The 24020-nt window shown below is 40.5% G+C and carries 20 protein-coding genes and 1 pseudogene; 18 read left to right on the top strand and 3 right to left on the bottom strand.

Translation table 11 applies throughout. The features are described from left to right. Positions 1-110 precede the first annotated feature (110 nt). Positions 111-656, bottom strand: a complete 546-nt coding sequence (locus RG959_RS22680) for a TetR/AcrR family transcriptional regulator (protein ID WP_342799084.1) — start codon at positions 654-656, stop codon at positions 111-113. A 234-nt stretch (positions 657-890) separates the two neighbouring features. On the opposite strand from RG959_RS22680, the gene RG959_RS22675 reads away from it, so the two are divergent. From RG959_RS22675 to RG959_RS22630, 10 genes are all read left to right on the top strand, one after another. Next, positions 891-1628, top strand: a complete 738-nt coding sequence (locus RG959_RS22675; RefSeq protein WP_342799083.1) for an SDR family oxidoreductase — start codon at positions 891-893, stop codon at positions 1626-1628. Between the two features lie 147 nt (positions 1629-1775). After that, entirely contained in the window at positions 1776-2063 is a 288-nt protein-coding gene (locus RG959_RS22670; protein WP_342799082.1) for an HPr family phosphocarrier protein, read from the top strand. 78 nt (positions 2064-2141) lie between these two features. Further along, complete coding sequence (locus tag RG959_RS22665) at positions 2142-2885, top strand: SDR family oxidoreductase (protein WP_342799081.1); 744 nt, start codon at positions 2142-2144, stop codon at positions 2883-2885. A gap of 186 nt (positions 2886-3071) precedes the next feature. Beyond that, on the top strand, positions 3072-3863 hold the full coding sequence (locus RG959_RS22660; RefSeq protein WP_342799080.1) for a cytochrome P460 family protein: 792 nt from the start codon (positions 3072-3074) through the stop codon (positions 3861-3863). Positions 3864-4053: 190 nt separating this feature from the next. Next, positions 4054-4752 carry a DUF4405 domain-containing protein gene (locus RG959_RS22655; protein WP_342799079.1) on the top strand — a complete coding sequence of 233 codons (699 nt, stop codon included), beginning with the start codon at positions 4054-4056 and terminating at the stop codon, positions 4750-4752. A 228-nt stretch (positions 4753-4980) separates the two neighbouring features. Beyond that, positions 4981-6063, top strand: a complete 1083-nt coding sequence (locus tag RG959_RS22650; RefSeq protein WP_342799078.1) for a PQQ-dependent sugar dehydrogenase — start codon at positions 4981-4983, stop codon at positions 6061-6063. Positions 6064-6462: 399 nt separating this feature from the next. Next, entirely contained in the window at positions 6463-6840 is a 378-nt protein-coding gene (locus RG959_RS22645; protein ID WP_342799077.1) for a MerR family transcriptional regulator, read from the top strand. Between the two features lie 300 nt (positions 6841-7140). Continuing rightward, positions 7141-7848: an SDR family NAD(P)-dependent oxidoreductase gene (locus RG959_RS22640; protein WP_342799076.1), complete on the top strand. Its 708-nt coding sequence runs from the start codon at positions 7141-7143 to the stop codon at positions 7846-7848. A gap of 756 nt (positions 7849-8604) precedes the next feature. Then, complete coding sequence (locus RG959_RS22635; RefSeq protein ID WP_342799075.1) at positions 8605-9690, top strand: alpha/beta hydrolase; 1086 nt, start codon at positions 8605-8607, stop codon at positions 9688-9690. A gap of 463 nt (positions 9691-10153) precedes the next feature. Beyond that, complete coding sequence (locus RG959_RS22630; protein WP_342799074.1) at positions 10154-11338, top strand: (R)-mandelonitrile lyase; 1185 nt, start codon at positions 10154-10156, stop codon at positions 11336-11338. A gap of 456 nt (positions 11339-11794) precedes the next feature. Here the strand turns inward: RG959_RS22630 and RG959_RS22625 are convergent. Next, a pseudogene (locus RG959_RS22625) lies at positions 11795-12690 on the bottom strand (LysR family transcriptional regulator). Between the two features lie 117 nt (positions 12691-12807). Here RG959_RS22625 and RG959_RS22620 point away from each other — a divergent pair. From RG959_RS22620 to RG959_RS22605, 4 genes are all read left to right on the top strand, one after another. Continuing rightward, positions 12808-13941, top strand: a complete 1134-nt coding sequence (locus RG959_RS22620; RefSeq protein WP_342799073.1) for an alpha/beta hydrolase — start codon at positions 12808-12810, stop codon at positions 13939-13941. Positions 13942-14127: 186 nt separating this feature from the next. Further along, entirely contained in the window at positions 14128-15138 is a 1011-nt protein-coding gene (locus RG959_RS22615; RefSeq protein WP_342799072.1) for an SDR family NAD(P)-dependent oxidoreductase, read from the top strand. Between the two features lie 253 nt (positions 15139-15391). Next, complete coding sequence (locus tag RG959_RS22610) at positions 15392-16111, top strand: hypothetical protein (RefSeq protein WP_342799071.1); 720 nt, start codon at positions 15392-15394, stop codon at positions 16109-16111. A 3-nt stretch (positions 16112-16114) separates the two neighbouring features. Then, positions 16115-16609 (top strand): hypothetical protein, encoded by a 495-nt coding sequence (locus tag RG959_RS22605; RefSeq protein ID WP_342799070.1) that lies wholly within the window; start codon positions 16115-16117, stop codon positions 16607-16609. 893 nt (positions 16610-17502) lie between these two features. On the opposite strand, the gene RG959_RS22600 is transcribed toward RG959_RS22605, so the two are convergent. Further along, positions 17503-18393 (bottom strand): LysR family transcriptional regulator, encoded by an 891-nt coding sequence (locus tag RG959_RS22600; RefSeq protein WP_342799069.1) that lies wholly within the window; start codon positions 18391-18393, stop codon positions 17503-17505. A gap of 407 nt (positions 18394-18800) precedes the next feature. Between RG959_RS22600 and RG959_RS22595 the strand changes: the two genes are divergently transcribed. The 4 genes from RG959_RS22595 (at position 18801) to RG959_RS22580 (ending at position 23680) form a co-directional block, all read left to right on the top strand. Beyond that, positions 18801-18971 (top strand): Rossmann-fold NAD(P)-binding domain-containing protein, encoded by a 171-nt coding sequence (locus tag RG959_RS22595; protein ID WP_342799068.1) that lies wholly within the window; start codon positions 18801-18803, stop codon positions 18969-18971. Between the two features lie 38 nt (positions 18972-19009). Beyond that, positions 19010-20914 carry a beta-glucoside-specific PTS transporter subunit IIABC gene (locus RG959_RS22590; RefSeq protein ID WP_342799067.1) on the top strand — a complete coding sequence of 635 codons (1905 nt, stop codon included), beginning with the start codon at positions 19010-19012 and terminating at the stop codon, positions 20912-20914. Further along, positions 20911-22356, top strand: coding sequence for a glycoside hydrolase family 1 protein (locus tag RG959_RS22585; RefSeq protein WP_342799066.1), 1446 nt, complete (start codon positions 20911-20913; stop codon positions 22354-22356). Before RG959_RS22590 ends, RG959_RS22585 begins: the two co-directional genes overlap by 4 nt. A 145-nt stretch (positions 22357-22501) precedes the next feature. After that, a complete protein-coding gene (locus RG959_RS22580) occupies positions 22502-23680 on the top strand; it encodes an MFS transporter (RefSeq protein ID WP_342799065.1) in 1179 nt (392 codons plus the stop codon). Positions 23681-24020 lie beyond the last annotated feature (340 nt).

The raw sequence follows: 24020 nt of genomic DNA, 5'->3' as shown, positions 1-24020 counted from the left end.
TCCAATTCGGACACATCCTCTCAAAATAATTGTAAGGACTTAATTAAACTGTGTCCATGAAACTATACTAACTCCAAATTATCATATTCTTTCACTAATTTAGGAGAGGTTTATACAATCCTTTCTAACAAATCTCCCACTTTTTCTGCCATGACACGAGGTGGATAAGGCATCCCATTCTTTAACCACCATTCCACTATTCCTACATAAGCATTCGCAACAAATTGAACAATTACGTCTTCACTTTGACCATGATTTTTCCCTTTTGTTATATCCACATCTTTCTTGAATTCTTCGATATTATACTTGAGAAATCGATTACGAAAGTATGAGGCTCCTTCACTCGCCAACATCGTTGAAAAGAATAAATAATTACTTTCAAAATACTCCATACAGTGTACAGTTGATTCAATCCAATCCATTTCAGTTGCCGATTCACAAAAATCACTCATGTTGTTTATATGTTCTTCGATTATCTTATCCAGTAAATCAAATTTATCCACGTAATGAAGATAGATCGTTCCCCGGTTAACATTTGCCCTGTCAGCAATATCCTGAATGGTAATGTCATCAAAACCCTTTTCAGACATCAGTTCGATTAAAGCCTTTTTAATGGCTTCCTGGCTTTTGGTTATTCTTCTATCCACTTTAGTCATTGTTAAGTCACCAAACTTTCCTAAAAATACTCAACAATTTTTATAAATTTGTTGAGTAATCAACAAATCGCCTTCATTTAACCATTGAAAGCAATGTTCCTCTATTTATAATTATAAACGAGTGTTGATTAATCAATCAATGATGATTTTCTTTTTCGGGCGAATCAATGTTCACCAGTACCGCTTTAAAAATGAATTGCCTGCAAAACAAAAAAAGAAAGGACATTACCAATCATGTCTACGATTAAAGAGAAGGTTGTTGTTATTATGGGTGCCTCAAGTGGAATTGGTGAAGCTACTACCAAGAAGCTTGCACAACAAGGCGCAAAATTAGTGATTGCAGCCCGTCGTGAAGATCGGCTGAAGGCTCTTGTTAAATCATTACCAAACGCTCATATTTCATATGCGGTTGCAGATGTTACGAATGAAGGAGACGCTCAAGCAGTTGTCGATTTGGCAGTCGAAAAATATGGCCGTGTAGACGTACTCTTCAATAACGCAGGGGTCATGCCACATGCACCGCTTTCAGAAGCACGCTTTGATGAATGGCGTCAGATGTTAGACATTAACATTATGGGTGTGTTGAATGGGATTGCGGCAGTTTTACCTATTATGCAAAAACAACAGTCCGGTCAAATTGTTACGACTGATTCCGTAGCTGGACATGTTGTTTTTCAACAAGGTGCTGTATATTGTGGAACCAAATTTGCTGTGCGGGCGATCATGGAAGGGCTGCGCCAGGAAGAACGGGAAAACAATATTCGTAGTACAATAATTTCTCCAGGAACGGTAGATACTGAACTTCATACAACTATTAATGACCCAGAAAGACGTAAATGGGTAGAGGCTCTTCAGCGTACTACTGGCTTAAAATCAAGTGATGTAGCAGATGCAGTAGCTTATGCGATTAGCACACCTGAAACGGTTGTAGTAAGCGAAATCATCATTCGTCCAACTAAACAAGTTGACTAATATGGATACAATCATTAACGAAATGGTTATTCTTCCTGTGAGATGCGTTCATTAAATATCCTGATTTAAAAAAATGTCCTTTAGCTTGTTAGGGACAATTTTTATTAAAGGATACTTTATGTCAATAATGGTCATACGAGGTGAAGAATGATTAAAACACAGTTTAAGATTATTAAGGACACAGGATTTGCGAGACCCGCAACCCAATTAGTAAGCCTAGCTCATAGATTTACATCTGATATTTTTCTTGAATACCAGGGGGAAACTGTCAACCTAAAACACTCAACTAAGTCTGTAATGGACATTATGTCATTAGGAATTAAACCCGGAACCAAAGTATATATAAAGGCCCTCGGAACTGACGAGATGCAGGCTATACAATTCATTAAAGATCATTTAACTAAAAAGAGATTAATTAATGATGATCTTGTTTGAAGGGCAAACCCGATGTCCAGCATCATAGTTGTAAAAGAATTGTTTTCAAAAGAAAAATAAGAAAGGGTGTTATTTAGGATGTCAAAAATTCAGGATAAAATTGTCGTTATTATGGGTGCCTCAAGTGGGATTGGTGAAGCCACTACCAAGAAGCTTGCAGAAGAAGGAGCAAAATTAGTCATTGCAGCTCGCCGTGAATACCGCTTGAAAACACTTGTTGAATCATTACCAAACGCTGATATTTCATATGCGGTGGCTGATGTAACCAATAAAGAGGAAGTTCAAGCAGTTGTCGATTTGGCAGTCGAAAAATATGGCCGTATAGACGTACTCTATAACAACGCAGGGGTCATGCCAACTGCGCTACTTTCGGAAAAACGCTTTGATGAATGGAGACAAATGTTAGACATCAATATCATGGGCGTGTTAAATGGGATTGCGGCAGTTTTACCTGTCATGAGAAAACAGCAATCTGGCCAAATTATTGCGACTGACTCTGTAGCGGGGCATGTTGTTTATCCAACTTCTGCTGTATATTGCGGGACAAAATTTGCTGTTCGTGCCATTATGGAAGGCTTACGCCAGGAAGAGCGTGAAAACAATATTCGCAGTACGATGATTTCTCCAGGAGCAGTAGATACCGAATTATATAACACAATAAACGATCCTGAAGCACAAGAAACGTTAAGGAAAAATGCACAGACAAAAGGGTATGGTCTCTCACCAGAGGACGTTGCCGACGCTGTGGCATATGCCGTTAGCACACCTGAAACGGTTGCGGTAAGTGAAATCTTGATTCGTCCAACGAAACAAAGTATCTAACTCTCTTCACTCTATTAGTCCATCCGGATTGAATAAGGAAACGAGAATAATGGGAAAATTTTAAAAATAAATAATTTTCCATTATTCTTTTTTCGTTTGAAACGAAAGTTAACTTTAAATTGTAGGCTTGTTTTGTAGATGAGTGTAATAGAGCAGAAAAGCTATCTATTAGTTGAGGTGATAATGATGAAAAAAAACTTAAGACCTTATATGGTGGAAGACAACAAAAGGAAAAAACGGTTAATTCTAATAGTTGCATTGCTGCTAGCCCTCACCGCTACTGCTTGTAACAACAATGAGACTGACACAAAGGAAAATTCTCAACAAGAAGAGGATTCCTCTGGAGCTAAGCCTGGGGAATACGCTGAGATTGGATCTGGGGCTAACCTTGTTAAATTCCCTGAAGACCTTGAAAAGGGGATTGTGTTTGCCACTTATGATCGAGGGGATATTCATGAAGACATCTATATAAATAGTAAGGAAGCGATTGAAGCGGTGCAGAACGGTGAGGAGCTTCCGAGCGGCACAGTTATTACTCTTGTGGGATATAAGGATGGAGAGATTGATCAATATTTAGTGATGGAAAAGCGAACCGGCTGGGGCTCCCAATACTCGCCCGAAGAACGTAATGGGGAATGGGAATACCAGGCATTTACTCCTGGCCGGGAAGTGAGGGAAGATAATATTGGTCGTTGCTTTACCTGTCACGCAAATCAGGAAAGGGATGACTATCTGAATTCCATGGATCAGATGAAAGAGTTTGATTTGGGAGAGGTTGCACAATCAAAGAACAGCAGTACAGAAACCCAAACAACAGTTATCCCTACAGAGGGTTGGAGGGTAAATGAGATATCTGCTCATATGAATGATTCTAAGGACGTAAATAAAGAAGAACGTAATTTAATAAGCGATGAGGAAAAAGTGAAAAAAATTCAGGAGGTACTTTTGAGTTTGTATTTACAACAATATAAAAGCTAATGGACGTGTTGCCATTAATGAACAGGGGCTGGAAGATAGTGCGGAAGTTATTTTATAAGCTGCAGCTGCGCTATTACTATAACAAACTAAAAACCTACGATAGCCAGATAGCAGATGACTACAGTGAAAAATATTTAAAAACTGAAGGAAAGCTAAGGAGGCTACGAAAAAATAGAAAGAGGAGAATGTTTTGAACCAAAAGATGGCAGTAAAGCTGGCAAATGACCTTGTTATGACAATTTTTATGTTTGTAGCAATGGCTTACTATATTACCGGAAATACAATCCATGAATTCGTTGGGGCTGTGGTATTCCTGTTATTTATAGTCCATAATTTTTTGAATCGACATTGGTATATAAAGATACTTAAGGGAAAGTACAAGCTGCGCCGTATTTTGCAAATAGGAGTCAATCTGCTTTTCTTAGTTACGATGATTATGATGATGGTAAGTGGGGTGTTCATTTCCAGTGACGTATTTCCTTTTATCCCTGTAAATAATGACATGATGTACAGGCAAATACATGTCCAGACAGCCTATTGGGGATTTATCATCATGGCAGTGCATATAGGGTTCTCCTGGGGAATGGTTATCAATTCAGTAAGGAAGATGACGGGGATCACCAGTGCTAATCGTATTCACACCATTGCGCTACGTATTTTGGCTGTGTTAATTGTGATGTATGGGGTGCACTCCTCCTTTGAGAGAGAGATGGGTTCTAAACTATTCATTTATAACCCATTTGGTAATTGGGTCAATGATGATTCCATTACAAGATTCTTAATTGACCACTTATCTATCGCGGGAATCTATATTTGTGGGACACATTATGCTTTGAAATTTATTCAGAAGCAGGAACGAAGAGCAGTTCAAAAAACTGATATGAGTTAGTCATATAACAAAATAATAAGTCATAAATTGAGAGAAAAATTGACATACTCTTATAAATACTCAGACTTTCCGGAGTTGCAAATGTTCCCTTAACAAATCCTCACAGTTTTTCAACAACATAATCTACTAGATATTAGTGAAAGAAATCAATATTTTAGAGTCTATCCAAGTTGTTTGAAATGAGATTAATAGAATAGAAAATATCTAGTTGGTTGAGGTGAATGAATAATGAAAGAAACCATGTATATGATTGTGATTCTTTTACTCGTTGGTTGTTCTTTAAATGAACAACCAAATTCAACAGATAAGCAGCAAAATGCTTCAAGTGAGCAGGAAAGCACAGAGCAAGAAGTCCTAGCAGAAAATCTTGAGGCTCCTTGGTCTATAGAAAAGCTTGAAAATACATTCTATTTAACAGAAAGACCGGGAATTATCGTAAAAATAGAAAATGGAGAAATAGACAGGCAAAGCGTGGAACTGGAGCAAGAACTTTCAACAGCTTCGGAGGCAGGATTATTGGGATTTGTACTCGCTCCTGATTTTCCTGAATCGAATGTAGCATATGCTTATTACACGTATGAAGATAGTTCCGGACAATTCAACCGAATTGTTACACTCCGTTTGGAGGATAACGTTTGGAGGGAAAAGAGCTTACTCCTTGATAAAATCCCAAGTGGTTCCTACCATCATGGAGGACGTCTCAAAATTGGGCCTGACGGAAAACTTTATGCAACAGCCGGTGATGCCTCTGAACAGGATATAGCACAAGATACGAATTCATTAGGTGGAAAAATTCTAAGAATGAATCTTGATGGATCGATTCCAAACGATAATCCTTATCCAAATTCCTTCCTATACAGTTATGGGCATCGAAACCCTCAAGGAATTGCCTGGTCACCTGACGGCAAGCTATATGCAAGTGAGCACGGGAACGATGCAAATGATGAGGTGAATGAAATAGAAGTCGGTCAGAATTATGGCTGGCCGAGTATTGAAGGCCATGAGGAACAAGAAGGGATGGTGTCACCGCTATTCACTTCTGGAGATGAGGATGAAGAAACTTGGGCGCCATCCGGAATGGACTATTATAATGGCAAATTATACGTTGCAGCATTAAGGGGAACGGCATTATTGGAATTTGACCTTGAAACAGGTGAACAACGAGAGGTAATTACGGAACTTGGCAGAATTCGGGATGTGCTGATTGAAGATGACTATCTTTATTTCATTAGCAACAACACAGACGGGCGCGGTGCTCCACAGGAGAATGATGATAAGTTATACAGAATCCCCCTCTCAGAATTAAATTAATTGAATAAAATACTGGTTCACCCTAATATCGCAGCCTTCGCAATTCATCATTCGTTTAGCGTCCTCGGGTTTTAGTAATAGCAGGGATTGTCAATTACCAACCGATGTTTTTTCTATCTATTTATGCGCCTTCTTGGCAGCTATATGAATGAAAGTTCCATGATGATCCCTGTTTATTCATGTCAGTTTCCAAGGTGTTATGAGTCAGGATGCGCTTTCATGAGAAAAGAGTACATTTTGTTACTTTTATCTATATTGGTAATTTCAACGATTCTAGCAGCTTGCGGAAACAGTAGTAATGGGGGGGGGGAGTTGGGGGATTTCTGTCCGTAACTCCCTTAACTTCAAGTTAGCTTTAAGCAATAGAATCTTTTATATAAAAGAATTGAGGTAGAAAGGATGAATATTACACAAGTTGCAAAGCTGTTTAATCTAACAGCAGCCACTCTCAGATATTACGAACGTATAGGTTTGATCCCGCCTGTAAACCGCAAAGAAAATGGTGTTCGTGACTATAATGAAGATGACATTAAACGGATTGAATTTGCAAAATGTATGCGAAATGCCGGTTTGAGTATAGAGTCATTAATTGAATATACCTCTTTGTTTACCGAAGGAGATAAAACTCTAAAAGCCCGCAAAAATATTCTAGTTGAAGAAAGACAGAGATTGGCAGCAAAATTGCTAGAAATTGAAGAAACAGTCAAAAGATTAGACAAAAAAATTGAGCACTATGACGGATTATTGCTAAAAAAAGAAAATGCAATTAAATACTGACCTTTGACGAGAAGTGATTATGCGCAATTTTCCTTTTTTGAAGTTATATTCTATTTTGTATAAAAGGACAGATTATTTATATCAAAACTAGGTACGTAATGTTTGTTATTCGTAGAATTACTTTTATTGATATTTAGTTCGGTATCTCCTAATGTAGGCATTTATTCTCGCACTTTTAATTTCTTAAACAAAAATTAGCATCTCTCTCCAAATCATTGATTTAGGTGGAGAGGTTCACTTAACAAAAAAATGAATTCTGAAACTTAGAAAATCATATTGGTGTAATTGGAGGAGTTATCAATGTTACAGGATAAACAAGTTGCCATTGTCACTGGTGGAAATCGAGGAATTGGATATGAGCTGGTCAAACAATTAGCTTGGGACGGTTTTAAGGTCATTTTAACAAGTCGGGATCCAGAGACGGGTCATGAAGCAGTGCAAAAACTTAATAAGTTGAATCTGGACGTTTCTTTTGTGGTGATGGATGTAGATAATCAAGAAAGCATTCGTCAAGCTGCCATTACAGTTAACGAGCATTATGGAAGATTAGATGTATTGATCAATAATGCAGGTGTGTATTTGGATGAGAGTAAAAAGTTAGTGGCTATGAATCCTTCTATTCTGGAGAAAACGATGACAACGAATTTTTTCGGTGCTTACCATATGATCCGTTCCTTTATTCCCCTTATGGAAAAACAAGGCTATGGAAGAATTATTAATGTATCCTCAGAGTATGGAGCGATAAGCGAAATGTCACTTCAAGGAGCAGGGGCTTATAAGTTATCTAAACTTGCGCTAAATGGATTAACACAATTAGTAGCTGCGGAAACCAAAGGTGATATTAAAATAAACGCGGTTGATCCAGGATGGGTAAGTTCAGATATGGGTGGACCCTCGGCCCCAAGAACTCCCAAACAAGCAGCAGAGTCTATTCTTCGGTTAGCGACTATTGGATCGGAAGGACCTAATGGGGGGTTCTTTAGAGACGGAAAACAAATTGATTGGTAATAGTATTAACAAAGGATTTAGTAGTATCGTTTAAAATTAATCTTGGAAAAAGCTGATTTCCCTTTTCTTAATTGGATAATCGGCTTTTTCTATATCTTCGTGCCTAATGTTTTTTGAGGCAATCATGTTTTATAAGCTGTTTCTCATCTAAATGATAATAGAAAAAACTAGATTATGGCGTAACTCAAAGAGCAACAAAACGAAATACTCTAGTTGAAAATTTGAAAGAAAGAGAAGGAGAAGAATAGAAGAGTACTGAGTCGAAGAAAATTAAACAGATGACAGATGAATGATTCTCAGACAATTAAGCACAATAGTGTTTTAACCGGATCATTAGCAATAACTTACTCATAATATCGGGAGAAAATGGACCAAGCGGATGCCGGGAGGGTGTTTGGAGGATGGGCTGCAGTACTTGAAAATAGGAGTTGAATTCTATAAAAAATCTATAAAAAGAAGGAAATAGTAATGTAAATTTATTAATTATACCTCCTATCGTCCCTGCTGCGGTATCTGGGAAAATAATGTTGGAAGTTATGTAAAAAAGTTAAAAATTGTAATTATATAATTCTATTTAATCTTTTAAGGGAAATTTCGATAGGTTTTGTTGACTTAAAGTTCACTTCAAGTTGTATCCTGACTTTAACTTGTCTAAAGAGGGGGGGAATAAAGCACACTAGCAAAATATATTCTGTAAAATTTGCAGACGTGAAAAGAAGAGTCATAAAATTAGCAAAAATATTGGAGGGACTTAAAGTGAAAAAGAAATCTATTATCACGCGTGTACTCACAGTGATAGCACTGGGCTTGCTTTTAACTACGACCACCGTTGCGTCCGGGACCGGCGCTGGTGCTGCGTACACGCCGGATATGTCCAATGGAGCAGACAACTTTTACAAGAGCAACAAGGTAACCAAGAAGAAGGTTGAATTTAAAAATCAATACAACATGAATGTTGCAGGGAATCTTTTTATTCCCAAAGGCTTGAAGAAGAACACCAAAAATCCCGCGATTATTGTCGGGCATCCTATGGGCGCAGTAAAAGAACAAAGTGCAAATTTGTATGCCCAGAAAATGGCTGAAAAGGGATTTGTCACTTTGTCCTTGGATTTGTCTTTCTGGGGAGAGAGTGAGGGTCAGCCTCGCAACGCTGTTTCGCCGGATATCTATGCCGAGGATTTCAGTGCTGCGGTGGATTTCCTGGGCACCCGTTCGTTTGTTGACAGGGAGCGGATTGGTGTTCTCGGGATTTGTGGCAGCGGAAGCTTTGCTATCAGCGCAGCCAAGATCGACCCGCGCATGAAAGCCATTGCGACAGTCAGTATGTACGACATGGGTGCCGCCAACCGTAACGGGCTCAACCACTCGCAGACTCTCGAGCAGAGAAAGAAGATTCTTGAAGAGGCAGCAGAGCAGCGCTATGTGGAGTTCACAGGTGGTGAAACCAAATACACCAGTGGGACAGTACATGAACTGAACGAAAACTCTACCTCCATTGAACGTGAGTTTTATGACTTCTACCGCACTTCAAGAGGTGAATTTACTCCCAAGGGCTCGTCACCTGAACTTACGACACACCCGACGCTGACCAGCAACGTCAAGTTCATGAATTTTTACCCGTTCGAAGACATAGAGACGATTTCTCCTCGTCCGATGCTTTTCATCACGGGTGAAAACGCTCATTCCAGAGAGTTCAGCGAAGACGCCTACAAACTGGCAGGCGAACCGAAGGAACTCTACATTGTTCCGGGCGCAGGTCATGTGGATCTGTACGACCGGGTGAATTTAATTCCTTTTGATAAGCTCGAGTCCTTTTTCAAAGAAAATCTGAAGAAAAAATAAAGCTCATGCTAGTCGTAGGGAGCTTTGCGTGCCAATGGTATTCAGAGTGAAACTGCTGTGTGAATCCCGCATATTTTGTCCGGATTCACACTTTTTTGTCTCAATAATTATAATAAATTACACTTATGCAAGGCCGGTGAGACAGGCACTCTTTTACGAAAATTGCTTCCAAATGCATTGTTAAAGCTGATTTTGAGTTTGATACAAGGTCCGTTTGCATACTTTTGTTTAAGACTTCGCAGGTTATGTCACAATTCTCAAGCAGAGAGATTAGCTGTTACAAAATTGTTATACAAACTAAGATTTATAGGTTCTGAGTTTTCTTTTATTTCGGATAAATTAATATGAAAAGTTTAGATCAAGTTGCCGTCATGCTGTTTGTATGTCCTTGCTCCATCTAAAAACAGCATTCTGCTCGCGAAACTTGTCCGACTTTGAAATGAACAGTCGAAAGGAGAAAATCATGAAAAAACTTACACCAATGATTCTGTCACTTTCCCTGCTCGCCTCAGTGAGTCCTTATGCAGGACAGGTAATGGCTGCCGAAGAAAATTCTAATTCAACAATTATTACTCGAGGCAGCTTGCAGGATTCCTATAAGGGTCCAGCTGAATATTTTACTGGCAGCGTACGCGTTGACCCTATCTTCTCTGAAAACAACTCGGCATCCTATTCTGGTGCTTATGTGACATTCCAGCCAAAAGCAAGAACCGCCTGGCACACTCATCCGACAGGGCAGAGGCTGGTCATTACAGAAGGCGTCGGCTGGGTACAGGAGTGGGGCGGACCGGTTCAAGAGGTTCGGGCAGGCGATGTAGTCTGGTTCCCGCCTGGTGTCAAGCATTGGCATGGAGCTTCACCGACCAAAGCTATGACACATATGGCTCTTACGGGCGTGCTCGATGGCCAAAACGCAGAATGGCTGGAGAAGGTTACGGACGAGCAATATGGTGTTCAAAGTGAAAAAGAGAAAGTAAAAAAAGAAAAAAGTAAAAAAGAGAAAGATGAAACACAAGCCTTAAGTGAAAAACAAGAAAATATTGTGACCATTGCCGCATTTACGGCTGATGGAGATATACCTCAATTAGAAACTGCCCTGAACGAAGGTTTGGATGCCGGCCTGACCGTCAATGAGATCAAGGAAATTCTCGTGCAGATGTATGCCTATGCCGGATTCCCGCGCAGCCTGAATGGAATCAACACATTCATGGCCGTCTTGGAAGACCGTGAAGCGCAAGGCATCAAGGATGAGATGGGACCGGAAGCAAGCCCGCTGCCTGCTGACAAAACCAGCATCGAACTTGGAACGGAAATTCAGACCCGCCTAGTTGGAGCACCGGTTACAGGGGCAGTGTATACATTTACCCCAGCCATTGATGAGTTCTTGAAAGGACACCTGTTCGGAGATATTTTCGGACGCGATATTCTGGATTTCCAGAGCAGGGAGCTAGCAACCATTGCAGCGCTCTCTAATATGGAGGGGGTCAACTCTCAGCTGCAGTCTCATTTTAATATTGGGTTTAATACCGGCCTGACGGAAGATCAGATGAAGAACGTGATATCAGTCCTTGAAGACGAAGTTGGGAAAAAAGAAGTCGATAATGCTGAGGAAGTATTAGATCAGGTTTTAAGCAGCAGGGCAAAATAAAGTTCTCTGCTAAAACAGTCATAGTTAACAGCTCAATTTCAAACAAGTCGAGTTAGTTTCTAATGAAATAAAAGCACAGTTTACCTGGTGAAAAAAAGTATGCACAGGTAAACTATTACTTTTTAAAACGGAAAGTATTCCAAGGCCGAAAAAGGAAACACCTTTTCTGTGTGGTTTTAGGATTTGGACAATTCTAATTATGCCAGACAGAAATGGTGTTTTTCATTTAATCAAGCTCTGCATCAAAGTGATTATAAGCTCAAATAATAAAGCTTTAACTTCATTTTGACTCTGCAGACTTTGACTTATTGAAACACAATGAATGGGGGAAGCTGCCACAGTGAAATTCCAGAACCAAGTGTTAGCGAGCCACTGGCTTTGTGGTGAAGAAATAAGTATAGAATCCAGTATAACTTATACTGGATTCTATTATACTTAAACTTGAGGTTTTCAAGTTTATTCATTTTGATTTAATTTTTTAATATTATATCGAATTTGATCTAAAAATTTACTTGCTGCATTGGAGAAAACTTGATGTTTTTTCCAGATAATATTTAAACCTGCTGTTAATTTAGGGTTTAAAGTTTTAAAGCAAAGCTTGCTGTTGCCTGATGTATTAATCAATTTATCTATACATAAGGCATATCCAAGATCTTCTTCCACCATTCGTGAGGCGTTATAAAGCAAGTTATACGTTCTAGTAATATTTAAATCTTGAACATTCTGGCCAAACCATCCAGATAGCTCATTATCGACAGTTTTTTGGCGAGAGATGATTAAAGGCTTATCTATTAGATCCGCTGGCTGAATCGATGATTTATGTGCCAAAGGACTATCTTTACGCATTAATACGCCCCAAATATCTTTAGCTGGTAACTGCATGTAATCATATTTTTGCTTATCTGTTGGTTCGATAACAATACCAAAGTCTAAAAGTCCACTGTTTAATTTATCTGTAATGTCCTCTGCATTTCCACTGTATAAATGAAATTGAATAGCTGGATGATTCTCAGTAAATCTTTTAAAGTTTCGGCAATAAAATACATAGCTTCCGTTTCACCGCCGCCAATATAAATTTCACCGCTAATAATTTCTTCTGGTTGGTTAAAATTTGCTTCTGTCTTATCGACTAATCCCACAATTTCTTTCGCTTTTGTTAGTAAAAACACCCCTTCTTCTGTTAGGGTAATTTTTCGATTTCCCCTGATGAATAAAAGGGTACCTAATTCGGCTTCCAAGTCACTTAATTGTCTCGATAATGTAGGTTGTGATATATGAAAATATTTTGCTGCTGCAGAAATACTTTGTTGATTCGCAACGGCAATAAAGTAACGTAATACTCGGATTTCCATGATAAAACCTCCTATGCCTCATGTGTATATCATGCTAGTCAATATAGGTATTTGATATTTGAATTGTATCAATTTAGGATGGTATTGAAAAGACAAGGCAATTAAAGGAGGTTTAAAATGAACAAAAAATTATTAGCAGCATTTGGAACAGCTGCTCTGGTCTTGATTTTAGTTAGCACTATTATATTCTCCTCAGGCGCAGAAGAAAATGCAGCCAGTAATGGAAACGCTCAAGAAGAAAATGAAGAAAGCGCAATTCAAGCGGAAACAGTAGGCACCTCGAAATGGGACAAGACTTTTCCTAAGAGCGACGAGGTGACTCATAAAAAAGTATCATTCGATAACAGACTTGGAATTGAATTGGTTGCGGATATGTATGTACCTAAAGATATTGATACCTCAGCTAAATTACCTGCAATCATTGTCGGACATCCGTTCGGTGGTGTAAAAGAACAGACTTCCGGTTTGTATGCCCAGGAAATGGCGGAAAGGGGCTTTGTAACCATTGCCTTTGACGCCTCCTACAATGGAGAAAGCGGTGGGGAACCACGTAATATCGCCTCTCCAGAAGCATTTGTTGAAGATTTCAGTGCTGCAGTAGACTTTTTAGGGACGCATGATTTGGTGGATCGAGACCGTATTGGCGTCATCGGCGTTTGTGGCAGTGGCGGGTTTACAATCAACGCTGCACAGGCTGATCCTCGGTTGAAAGCTGTCGCGACAGTGAGTATGTACGACATGGGGCGTGCCAACCGTGAGGGATTGGGGTTAGCACCGGTAGCCGATGAGGTGATGACTGAGGAAGAATGGAGGGCAGCTCTTGAAGAAGCTGCTGAACAGCGCTGGATTGAGGCTGAAGGAGGAGAACCAATACAAAACTTAGTAGGCTCTGCTGTTGAACTAAAACCTTCACAAGAAGCAGCAGCTGCAGAGTTTGCTGAATACTACGGTACGCCTAGGGGACAACACCCTCGCTCTGTGCCTATGAGCCTTACCAGCAGAGGGGCACTAATGAACTTCTTCCCGTTTGAGCAGATTGAGACAATTAGTCCGCGTCCAATGCTGTTCATTGCAGGTGAGAATGCCCATTCCAGATACTACAGTGAAGACGCTTATGAGCTAGCTGGCGAAGAGAAAGAACTCTACATTGTACCAGATGCAGGACATGTGGATTTATACGACAACATGGAGTTAATTCCATTTGACAAACTGGAGTCGTTCTTTCAAGAAAATCTCTCAAGAAAAAATTAGATTTGTGTTGTAGATAGAGAGCTTTTCGTGCCAAACGTAAGCTAAGTAAAACCGCTGTGTGAATCCCGTATAACTTGTCGGGATTCACACTTTTTAGTTTGAAATTCCTTATGCAATATAGATTTTAAAGGTGTTGTTAAATATTACAATATGGTGAAGTTTAGATATTAGAATGGAGGTAAAATGATGAGATATAAACGATTAATAGCAGGATTGGTTATCCTCATTGCTGGAGGATTAATTATTAATTCACTTATGCAATCAAACCAACCCCCTCAGAATCCTGAAGAACTTACGAACAATGAAACCCCCGATAATGGAGATAAAGGAAACAACGCTAGTCCAGATGGAGAAAGATTTGGATTAGGAACATATAATACTGAGCAGGTAGTTGAAGAACTTCTATATATAGAAGCCAATACAGAACCCGTTGATGAGGCACATAGAAAAAGAATTTTAGTTACTGGATCAACTAGAGGCTTAGGTCAATTGGCTGCAATGTATTTAATTGAGCGAGGCCATCAAGTGGTAGTTCATGCTCGAAGTGAAAGTCGTGCAGAAGATGTTCGTAGAGACTTGCCTAATGCACTTGGAGTCGTTATTGGAGATTTTTCCGATTTAGAACAAACTCGACAACTGGCAGATCAGATTAATGAATTTGGAACTTTTGATGTCATCATTCATAATGCGGGTGTCTATGGAGCACCAGCAGAAGAAATGTTAAATGTTAACTCTTTATCACCATATATTTTGACCAGTTTAGTGAATAAACCACAGCATCTGATTTACATTTCGTCTGATCAACATTTAGAAGGAAACCTTAAAGTTGAAGAAATCGTAAGTGATACCCCTAGTATTAACTACAGCGATACTAAGCTTCAAATACTTGCTTTAGCAATGACAGTATCTCGTTACTGGCCAGACATTCAAGTGAATGCCATTCAACCGGGATGGGTTCCGACTCTAATGGGATTCCATAATGGTAACAAGACTACGCCTGATGACTTACGTGCTGGATACATGACTTATGTTTGGCTGGCTGAAGGTATCGAAGAAGGCACGGATGCTACAGGGAAATACTTCTTCCAAAGTGAGGAAGATTCAAACGTTAATCCAGTTATCTACGATGAGCCTTCTCAAGATCAGTTAATAGAAGCATATGAAACTAAGACAGGGATTCCTTTCCCAAGAGATTAAGTGTTTAATCTCACATTCCGCACCCCTACGACTCTAAAAATGGAAAATTTTAGTGTATGATAGAGTCATAGAACCGAGAGTCGGGTCGGGAGCGGAGGGTGAACATGCAAATCGAAAATTTCTATGAAGTCGGCTAGCTGGTGCCCTGTGTGGTGCTATCGTTTTTTGTCGACTTCAAGGACTGTAAGTCTTTACAGTAGAACATGAACGTAAGTGTGATGTAGCGCACAGAACGAATAGGAGGTTTTTATAAATGAAAAACATGATATTGCATACTCGGGGTATTCACAGTTTACGACTGCCTAGCATCTTTAGAATCGTCGCTGTGGTAGTCCTAGGAAGCATTCTGCTTCCAGCGTCACCCACTTTGGCGCATCACGGATGGGATGGCTTTGATACAAATAACCTTGTCTATGTTGCGGGCACAGTTTCTTCAGATGGTACCTGGGGCAATCCGCACTCGCAATTTGATATCACCGTAGACAGTAACCTACCTGCTAGTACACCAGATCTGGAGATTCCAGAGGAGTTGCAAGACCCCGAGGACAGCACCCGAGTCAAAGCTGCCCACGCATACAACGGCTCTCACAATGAGCTAGAGGTCATTATCGCACCGCCAACTTGGTCGGGTATGTGGGGGCTAGATCGTGCACTGGAGGTCGGCGAGCGCTTCCAAGGTGTCGGCTACATCAATCGAGAGGACAATGGATTGTTCCGCCCGGTCGTGTTCTGGTATGGAGACAATAGCACTCCAGTCAACCAAGTACTAGGCAATACGCTCCCAGTACGTGCCCCGCTACCAGGCTCGTCGACGGATTCTGGAGATACACCAATTATGGGTACGGATGTTCTGGAACTATCTGAGAATGAGAAGTCTGGGGACTGGGTAGTATGGACAGTATTCGGCGTTATTGCTCTCGCAATAGGTGTCGGAGGTTTCTTCTACTTACGTCGCAACATCCGGGGGAATTAACGCATGTATGATTTCCTTAACTCAATACTAGTGCTACTACAAGACTCTGCTCTCGGCGAGGCGGTACGCAGCACACCGTATCTGTACCCAGTGCTTGAAAGTCTCCATATTCTCGGAATCGTCGTCCTTGTTGGTCCAGCGTTCGCTTTTGACCTGCGGCTTCTAGGAATTGGACGCCGCCTAATATCGGTTACAAAAGCCGCTCGCTATCTACTGCCTATCGCCCATATTGGCCTGACAATCGTCATCCTTACTGGGATTCCACTGCTAAGTGCGCAGGCAACCATAATTGCCGGCTCTGGTGCTGCGCCGTGGAAGCTTGGGCTACTCATCTTGGCAGCAATCAACATCGCAGTATTTCATAATGGCATTTACCGTCGGGTTAATGCGTGGAACGATGCCGCCGTAGCCCCGATCGCCGCCTGCGTTGCAGCGGTAGTTTCACTGATTGTATGGACAGGTGTCATCTTCGCTGGTCGTTTGCTCGCCTATACCTAAAGCCTAGCTAGTACCCCGTATCGCCAGAAATTAATGATATTCGTCTAATCATACAAAAGAAAATGGGCCAAATGGGCACTAAGAGTTTGTTTGAAAGGTATGCATTAAAGTTAAAATATATAAAAAATAGGCCTTTTTGATCTTTTTAGAAAAGCGTGATAAATTATGCACTTACATTCTTAATATTTGTTTTTTATATTATATGCTAAATTCAAAAACTACTTGCTCATAAAAGATCTCAACAAGGAGTACCACCAGCAAAATGCGAATTTACAACGTTAAGGAGATTCCAAAAGAAAAATCCCAATTTCTTAGTATTAAAATTGAGAAATTGGGATTTTTCGTTACTTAAGAAAAGCACCCGCTTAAGTACACCCTTTCACAATTTCGTTTTTGAAAAGGAAAAGGGGTTCCTTCACAATTAAAGTAATATACTCTATTTGAAAAAGAAAAACTTGTCTGTACGATATTTAAACGGTCGATTGAAATATAGACTTATATTTGTTCTTGGAATAATATAGGCGAGCGATGAGGAGAATAAGCTCTGTGCTCAAGTTTTTTATTTTTTCATTGTCGTTGCACTTTCCGAAAGCTGTTCCATAAGCCGCACGTTGTCCGGATTGTCATAGAATGCAATTTTTGTGTCAATAAGCTGTATATTCTGCTTCAATTGTTTTAATTGACGAACGATTTCCTTACAATGCTCTAATAATATGCTTTTGCGCTCTTCGCTCGTTCGGCTTCTTATGCGTCCGGTTAAAGCTTCGGATCGCCTAAACCACGCTGGTGCAGCTGGCATTCATTGCGATTACCTGAAGGTTCAAGCCTACGTAACTTCCTTTTATTGACAACGATAAATTGGCTGATACAAGGCCAGTGGGACAGGCGCTTTTTTATGAAAACCGCTTCCGAACCGCCTCCAAAAACACCCCCGTCGCAGCAGAAAAGACTTGGTGCTTTTTCCAAACAATGTTCAAGCCGGATTCCAGTTTAGGCTCTAGCGGTCGAAAGCAAAGGGCGCTCCCTGAAGAAGTATTGACGATTTTATCAAGCACAATCGCGTATCCGATCCCTTCTGCGGCCATGATGGCTGCATTGTAAGCGAGATTGTAGGTCGTGACTACATTGAGCTTGCCGAAGTCATCCCCAAACCAGTCTGCAAAGTCATTTTTCGAATACGTCTGTTTGATCGCCTGGCGTGAACAAATAACAGGCACCTCTAACAAGTCCGCTGCTTGAATGGCTTCTTTTGAAGTGAGCGGGCTGTCTTTTCTCATGACCACACCCCACACGTCTTTGGCAGGAAGGTCGATGTAATTGTATTTTGATAAGTCTGCCGGCTGAATCAAAATTCCGAAGTCGAGCAGCCCTTTATCCAGCCGGTCGGTAATATCATCTTCATTGCCGCTGTACAAATGAATCCGGATGTTTGGATATTGAGACTGCAACTCTTTGACGACCTGGGCGATTTGCTTCATCGCTTCAGTTTCACCGCTGCCGATATATACATCCCCGCTGATCGTTTCTTCCATCGAAGTGAACTCTGCTTCTACTTTATCTACCATCTCGATAATTTCTTCGGCTCTTTTTCTTAAGAGAACTCCTTCATCTGTCAGCATGACGCTGTGACTGCCGCGTTTAAATAACTTTTTTCCCAGCTCTTCTTCTAGGTCTTTCAACTGTCTAGATAAGGTTGGCTGCGTGACATGTAACACATCAGCCGCTGCGGTCATGCTTCCTTCACGGGCTACCGCAAGAAAATAGCGCAGTACTCTCAATTCCATTTTCTTCTCTCCATTCTATAATCATGATATTCTTTTTAATTATATCATGTTATTAGACATAAGTATTGGTTATAAAGATTGGAGCAATATAGAATAAAAACATAGAAGGGAGTGTCGAACGACTTTAGAGATTGTGTTTACAAAAGAGGTAGTAGTATTCAATATACTTGTTTGTCTTACACAGGAATGAAAGCCTTTACTTTCGGCGCTCAAAATAATCTTATCTATAAATATGAAGAAAGGATAGGTGCAATTGTACGCAATTGAAAACAAAGTAGTTGTCATTGTGGGGACAAGTTTGCGGCACAAAATTTGCGGCGCGCGCCATTATGGAAGGCTTGTGACAGGAAGAACGTGAAAACAATATTCGTAGCACACTCATTTCTCCAGGAACAGTTAACACAGAGTTGCACACGACGATTCGAGATGCAAACAGAAGAAAGTGGATAGAAGAACTTCAGCGTACGGCAGGGTTAAACGCATATGATGTCGCGGAAGCAGTGGCATATGCAATCAGAACGCCTGACCAGGTGTCTGTGAGTGAAGTTATTATTCGGCCGACGAAACAAATGGATTGAGTCAATTTAATAAAAAAAGAAAAAAGGAGTGAAAAATAATGTCTTACCATGAGCTAGCTGGAGAAATTCTTAAACTAGTCGGCGGCGAACAAAATATAAAAAACGTTGTGCACTGTGCAACACGCCTGCGATTTACTCTTAATGAAAACGATAAAGCAGATAAAAAGAAACTGCAGGAATTAGATGGAGTTATGAGCGCTGTTCAAAGTGGCGGGCAATTTCAGGTTGTAATTGGCAGTCACGTGAATGAAGTTTTTAAAGAGTTGAATTCCATTTTGCCTGTTACAGAAGGGTCAAAAGCAGATTATCCAAAGCAAAAAGTGAAAATCAGTGAAAAAGTATTTGAAGTTATTACAGGAAGTTTTTCCCCATTGCTTGGTGCGATGGCAGGCGCCGGTATGCTTCGAGCATTGTTAGCTCTTTTGACAATGACAGGCGTTTTATCTACTGAAAGCGGAACGTATGCCATTTTAGTAGCGGCCGGAAATGCAATCTTTTATTTTCTTCCAATTTTCTTGGGTATTACGATTTCTATAAAACTTGGCGCAAATCCTTATGTAGGCGGGATGATTGGTGCAAGCTTGCTAGAGCCTAACTTTACAGGGCTGCTCCAAGAAAGGGGTGACCTTACTGACTTTCTTGGTATTCCTGTTGTGTTAATGAACTATTCTTCTACAGTCTTTCCTGCTTTTATTGCAATCAGCATTTATGCTTTATTAGATAAATATTTAAAGAGAATTATTCATAAAGACCTTCAGATGTTTTTACTCCCGATGTTGGCGTTGTTAATTATTGTTCCATTAACAACGATCGCATTCGGGCCAGTCGGCGTGTATATTGCAAATGGAATCGGGCAATTTATTAACTTCTTGTATTCAGAAAGCGGTATGTTAACGGGTGCTATACTGGGCGGAGCGTGGACATTTATGACGTTGTTCGGTGTTCACACTGGATTTACACCATTTATTCTTGAAAATTTGGCGAATGGAAGAGATCCAATTCTTGCTTTAGTTTCGGCGGCCGTGTTTGCACAAATTGGTTTAGCGTTTGGGGTGTTTTTAAAAACAAAAGATACAAAATTAAAAGCATTGGCAGGTTCCACATTAATGCCAGGCTTGTTATCTGGCATTACCGAGCCGATTCTTTATGGGCTGGCACTTCGCAATAAACGCGGGCTGATCTACGTAGCAATTGCGGGAGTAATCGGCGGTGGTATCAGCGGATTGCTGGGCGCAGCATCTACTGCTTATGCTTTTCCTTCTGTGTTAAGTATTCCAATCTATTCACCTTTAGTAGCTTATGTGATTGCCATGCTGGCCACGTTTTCAATATCTGCTGGCTTAACGCTTATTTTTGGATTTGAGGAAAAGGCAACGGAAGAAACAGAAAGAAATGAAGAAACAGCAAAATCAGCAGAAACAGTAATCAAAGGGGAAACATTGGTGAGCCCGCTATCCGGCTTAGTGAAGCCATTAACAGAAGTAAGTGATCCGGCATTTTCGTCTCTCGCCATGGGCAAAGGCATTGCCATTGAACCAAGAGCCGGTGAGGTGACTTCTCCGGTGGATGGAGTGGTGACTATGCTGTTTCCGACGCGCCATGCAATCGGCATTCAATCTGACAGTGGAGCTGAAATTTTAATTCATATTGGCATTAATACAGTATCGCTGCAAGGAAAATATTTCACTTCTGCTGTACAACAGGGTGACCGCGTCAAAAAGGGTGATGCGTTAATTCAGTTTGATCTAGACCAGATTAAAGAAGCTGGATATGACGTTGTTACCCCTGTCATTATCACGAACACGAATAAATATAGTGACTTTGTCGAATTAAGATCTGATATTACTGAATCGCAAGAAGATCTGCTAACTTTGATTCCGGCCGAACTTCATAAAATGGATCACGATTATAAAATAAATGTAAGAAGGGAATTGGTAAAATGAACAAATTAACAGAAAAAAGTTTTCCGGAAGGCTTTTTATGGGGAGGAGCAACGGCAGCCAATCAGCTTGAAGGCGGGTTTCAGGAAGGGAACAAAGGGCTGAACGTAGCGGATGTCCTCCCAGGTGGAAAAGGCCGCCTGCAAATTTTAAAAAATCCCGGTTTTGATTTTGAAATCAATACTGAAAAATACACCTATCCGAACCATGAAGCGGTTGATTTTTATCACCGTTATAAGGAAGACATCGCTCTGTTTGCGGAGATGAATTTTAAATGCTTCCGGATGTCTATTGCCTGGACGAGAATTTTTCCGAATGGAGATGATCCGGAACCGAACGAGGAAGGCTTGGCTTTTTATGACCGGGTGTTCGATGAATTAATTAAACATGGCATTGAACCGTTAGTGACAATTGCTCACTATGATATGCCGGTTCATTTAGTGAAAAACTATGGTGGCTGGCGGAACCGCGATGTGATTGTGTTATTTGAACGGTATGTTAAAACGATTTTTACCCGTTATAAAGATAAAGTGAAATATTGGCTGACATTTAACGAAATCAATTCGGGACATGAAATGCCGGTTCAAGGGTTAGGGTTTGCGATCCAGGAAGAGAGTGATAAATACCAGCCAACCTTCCAAGCGTTTCATCATCAATTTGTGGCGAGCAGCCTGGCTGTGAAGTATTGCCATGAGATCATCCCGGAAGCTAAAATCGGCTGTATGATTTTGTACATTCCGACTTATTCAATCGACTGCAACCCGGCAAATATTTTGTACGCACAGCAGGAATCCCGTTTTCTCAATAATTTTTGTACAGATGTTCAAGTAAGAGGAGAGTACCCGTCGTTTATCCGCCGCTACTTTAAAGAACATCATATTCAATTAGAAATTCAAGATGGCGACCTGGAGTTGATTAAACAGTATCCTGTTGATTTTATCAGCTTTAGTTACTATATGTCGCGTACAGAAAAAAGAGAAAAGGACGCTTCTGAAGCGATGGAGGGAAATATTGTGGCGGGTGTGAAAAACCCGTTTTTAGACGTAACTGAATGGGGCTGGGAAGTCGATCCCATCGGATTAAGAATAACGTTAAACGAACTGTATGACCGTTATCAAAAACCGCTTTTCCTGGTAGAAAACGGTTTAGGTGCAAATGATAAAGTTGAAAAAGACGGCTCAATCAACGATGACTACCGCATTGCATATATTCGCGATCACATTATTCAAATGAAAGAAGCAATTGAAGATGGCGTAGAGCTGATGGGTTATACAAGCTGGGGACCGATTGACCTCGTCAGCGCCGGAACAGGCGAGATGTCCAAGCGGTATGGATATATTTATGTAGACAAGCATGATGATGGAAGTGGAACGTTAGAACGCAAAAGGAAAAAATCGTTTTACTGGTACAAAAATGTGATTGCGACAAATGGAGAACAGCTGTAAGAACTTTTCTTAAATAACTTAAACAGAAAAGGTCTCTTCACTAATGACTTCTCTTGGTGAAGAGACTAACCGTCTTAAAGAGAAAGATGTACAGTTAAGCGGAGTTTATAGAGGAGAAAAATGAAAGGATGTGAAAAAATCCTTTATGAAAGATTCAAAAGGATTATTAATTTTTATTTTAGCTGTCGGCGTATTTGGGATTATAAATACAGAAATGGGCGTGATCGGCATACTTCCCGATTTAGCCGATCATTTTCAAGTCAGCATTTCAGAAGCAGGCTTATTAGTTAGCCTTTTTGCACTGGCAATTGCGGTGGCTGGCCCTACTTTACCGTTAGTCTTTTCTGGCATGAATCGAAAAAAAGCAATGCTGATCGTACTGGCTATTTTCATCGCAGGAAATATTGTGTCTGTCTTTACGACAAATTTTACTGTCGCTCTTTTAGCCCGTGTGATTCCAGCATTTTTTCATCCTGTTTATGTGTCAATCGCTTTGTCTGTTGCAGCAACTTCTGTTAGTGAGAAGGAAGCACCTAAAGCAATTTCGAAAGTGTTTATTGGCGTTTCAGCCGGTATGGTACTAGGCGTCCCAGTTGTAAGCTTTATTGCCAGCACTGTCTCTCTCCAGGCAGCGATGGTGTTTTTTGCAGTTGTGAATTTGTTGACATTTTTAGCTACTTGGCTATTTGTGCCTTCAATGCCTGTAAAGGAGCGCCAATCATATGGCTCACAATTAAAGGTTTTAACGCAAGGAATCACATGGATCTCCATTTTGGCTGTTCTATTTTTAAACGCAGCTGTTTTTGGTATTTACAGTTACCTCGCTGAATATTTAGAAGTAGTCACAAGTATGTCTGCCCACACAATCAGCACGATGCTGCTTGTATATGGTTTGGCGAATATTATCGGAAATGTGATCGCGGGACGTCTGCTTACAGAATATCCGATCCGTTCTGTCACGATCTTTCCAGCTGTGTTAACCGCTGTTTATCTCCTCTTTTTCTTTACGAGTGAATTTCCATTAGCTACTATGGTCATTATTTTCGTATGGGGTGTATTAGGTGGCATCGGTGCGAACATTAATCAGTACTGGATTATGACCGCTGCTCCGAAAGCGCCAGATTTTGCAAATGGGTTGTTTTTGACTTCGGTTAACTTGGGTACGACGATTGGCACCGGGGCAGCAGGCATTGTGATCGCTCAATTTGGAACAATATACATTTTATTTGTCGGCATCTTTGCATTAGTGACGGGATTTATCTTTATCTTGCTTCGGAACACCATGTACCGAGAAGCGAACCAAAAGAACAAAATGGTCATTTAAATAAACGAAATAGGATCAGGCTTCGAAATATTCAGGCAGCTTCAGACCAGTACAGAAGCTTGCATAAAAAAGCAGATGAAGAAAAAAGAGGAGACCAATTTAAGAGGGGATATATGGCGATTTAAGGATAAAGTGATTATTAATGTGGAGCATCAAGCGGAATTAGTGAGACAACAACTTAGCTACTTGAAGGAGGAAAGCCAATACAAGACTTAGTAGGCTCTGCTGTCGAACTAAAACCATCACAAGCAGCAGCAGCGGAGTTTGGATTGTCAACACTAAATCAGACAGCTTTTTTAAGGGGCGATCGTTTGTATTCAATCGGGCTTACATAGCCTAG

The sequence above is a fragment of the Domibacillus sp. 8LH genome, assembly GCF_038806185.1.
In the GTDB taxonomy this organism is placed as follows: domain Bacteria; phylum Bacillota; class Bacilli; order Bacillales; family Domibacillaceae; genus Domibacillus; species Domibacillus indicus_A.
Note: the sequence above shows the minus strand (reverse complement) of the source record. Positions and strands in the feature narration are given on the sequence as shown.